This is a genomic window from Variovorax sp. JS1663 (genome assembly GCF_002157355.1).
Taxonomy (GTDB): Bacteria; Pseudomonadota; Gammaproteobacteria; order Burkholderiales; family Burkholderiaceae_C; genus Variovorax.
This window is the reverse complement of sequence record NZ_LYMK01000111.1, coordinates 1-2758: the sequence shown is the minus strand read 5'-3', so window position 1 is coordinate 2758 and position 2758 is coordinate 1. Positions and strand designations below refer to the sequence as shown.

Genomic DNA, 2758 nt, shown 5'->3' with positions numbered 1-2758 from the left:
CGCCCTGGACCTGAGCCCGCACACCGTCAAGCGCCATGTCGCGCGCATCCTCGACCGGCTCGACCTGGCCTCGCGCATGCAGGCTGCCGCCTGGTACCGCACACGCTTCAACGGCTGAGGCCGCTGGCGAGCCGCGGCGCCTGCCGCCATTGCACAATCGATCGTCGCAGGTCTATATTGCCCGTTCGTGATCCAATCCTTCAGCCTCGCCAGAGCCAAGATCCAGACACCCCACTTCCGCGGGGGACTGATCGAACGCAGCGAGCTTGAAGAGCAGCTCGGCAAGGCACTGGCGAGCCGGCCCCTGGTCCTGCTCGTGGCGCCGGCAGGCTACGGCAAGACGGCTGCCCTGTCGCGCCAGCTGCAACGGCTGCCCCCAGGCTGTGCCATCGCCTGGCTCACGGTGGACGAGGAGGACGATCTCCAGCGGCTGCTCTCCTACCTGATCGAAGCACTGGAACCCCTGGACCCGCCATGGCGCCTGGCGCCCGAGGCCTTGCTCGAGCTGGTGGCGCAGGGCCGGCTGCGCGAGACGGCGTCCGCCTTGCTCAACACGCTCGAAGCCACCGACACGCCGAGCGGCGTGATCGTGCTGGAGGACCTGCATGCCATCGCAGACACCCGCGTCTTCGAATTCCTGGGCGACCTGATCGAAGAGCTCCCGCAGAAATGGACGCTCGCGATTGCGAGCCGCGTGGAGCCACCCCTGCCGCTGGGGCGCTTGCGCGCGCGGCGCGAAGTGGCCGAGTTCGACGAGACGGACCTGAGCTTCTCCGGGAAGGAAGTCCAGGACCTGTGGCGCCATGCCACTGGACGGGACGACCCCGAGCAGGCACAGCGCCTGCTCGACCGGACCCAGGGCTGGCCCGCCGGGCTCTGCCTGAGCCTCGAAGCATCGGAAAGATCGGCCGCCGCGGCGCCGAAGGACGTCTGGCACAGCCGCCGCCACCTGTTCGACTACCTGGCCAGCGAAGTCTTCGAAGATTTACCCGCCGAACTGCAGGCGTTTCTCCTGCCCTGCTCCCTGCTCCCCGAACTCACGGTGCCTGGCTGCGAGCAGATCAGCGGCAATCCGCACGCGGCCCGACTGCTGGAGGACATGGAGCGCCGCCGGCTGTTCGTCTCCGTGCTCGAAGGCGAGGACCTGACGCTGCGCCTGCACGACCTCTTTCGCAGCTTCCTGGAGGAGCGCCTGCGCCGGCTGCACCCCGAGGAGGTGCCGGCGCTGCTGCGCCGCGCCGCCCGGGGCGAGACCGATCCTGTGCGCCGCACGCTCATGTATGTGCGCGCGGGCGCCTGGGACGAGGCCCAGCAGGACCTGGCCGACGCGACGCCGGACATGCTGGCCTGTGACGAAGGCGCCCAGGTGATCCGCCTGATCGAGCAGTTTCCCGCCGACCTCCAGGCCCGGTCGCCTTGGCTGGCCTATGCCCGCGGCCTGTGCGCATGGCCGCACTACCACTACAGTGCGGTACGGTCGAGCATGGCGCACGCCGCAACCGGCTTCGACGCCCTGGGGCGGCACGACGAGGCGCAGCGCGCGCGGGCGGTGCAGGCGCTGGCCATGTTCTTCTGCGGCCAGATGGAGGAGGCCCGGCATCTGGGCCAGGCGGTTCGCTCCCAGCCCATGGACCTCGAAACCGAGACGCTCAGTGAACTGCTCGACTTCTGGTACGAGGGCTACCACGGTCCGGTCGAGGGCCCCGGCCGTCGCCTTGCCAAGGTGGTGGACCTGCTGATGCGCGGGAGCAGCGCCGAACTGTGGTTTCGCTGCCTGACCCGCGTCAACATGCTCATCAGCCGCCCCGGCGTGAGCGCCCAGATCCAGCGCATGGTCAACGGCGCCAGGGCGGCCACAGGCGACGGGAACTGGTCCCTGCAAGCCATCGCGAACCTGACGGAAGCCTGGCTGCTTCTCTGGCAGGGCAGGATCGCCGAGCTGGAGGCCGCGTTCCAGAGAATCGAAGACGATGCCCAGTGGCTGGGCCAGCCCGCGGGCTTGCGCATCCGGCTGCTGACACTGAAGGTCATGTACCAGGTGACTTGCGACGACAAGGAGGCGGTGCGTGCGACCCGCGACGCCATCGTCGCGCAGGCCTCCTTGCTGGAACGCTCCGGCGAACTGCCCCTGCAATACCTTGCCATCGCCGCGAGGGCCTCTGCCGCCATCGGGGACTGGACGGCCGTGCGCATGCAATTGCCAGCATTCAACGCCGAAGTCGTTCAAAAGAACTCCGCCATGCTGATGTTCGCACGCACCCTGAAGGCGCAGCTGGCCCTTCAGGAAGGGCGCGTCGCAGAGGCCTTGACGACACTGCGCGAGCTGGCAGCCAGATCGGCCCTGCTCGACACCAACAGCCTCGATGCCACGGTCCGGACAAGGCTTGCGCTCGCCGAGCTGGCCGATGGCTCGCCTGCAGCAGCCTGGCAGGCGCTGGAGCCCTTGGTGAAGCGCGTCGTGAGCAGCGGCAACGTCGGCCAGATCCTGGTCACCGGCGTGCACAGCCTGACCGAGCTGTCGCTCGCCCCATGGGGAGCTGCGGCATCCAGGGAGGCGCTGGCCCCCCTGCGCCAATGGGTCGAGACCGTGCGGCGGTTCAAGGCTGCCTCGCAGCAAGCGCCACGAGACTTGGCAGCGCATGATGCAGGCCTCAGCAGCCGCGAGCTCGAAGTCCTCGCGCTGCTGGCCGACGGCCAGAGCAACAAGCTGATCGCACGCGCCCTGGACCTGAGCCCGCACACCGTCAAGCGCCATGTC

The 2758-nt window shown here is 68.9% G+C and carries 2 protein-coding genes; both read left to right on the top strand.

Annotated elements, in window-relative coordinates:
- Positions 1–4: 4 nt before the first annotated feature.
- Positions 5–118, top strand: a complete 114-nt coding sequence (locus A8M77_RS37600) for a LuxR C-terminal-related transcriptional regulator (protein WP_443273615.1) — start codon at positions 5–7, stop codon at positions 116–118.
- A 69-nt stretch (positions 119–187) separates the two neighbouring features.
- A partial coding sequence (locus tag A8M77_RS34780) for a LuxR C-terminal-related transcriptional regulator (RefSeq protein ID WP_086926017.1) occupies positions 188–2758 on the top strand: 2571 nt, incomplete at its 3' end.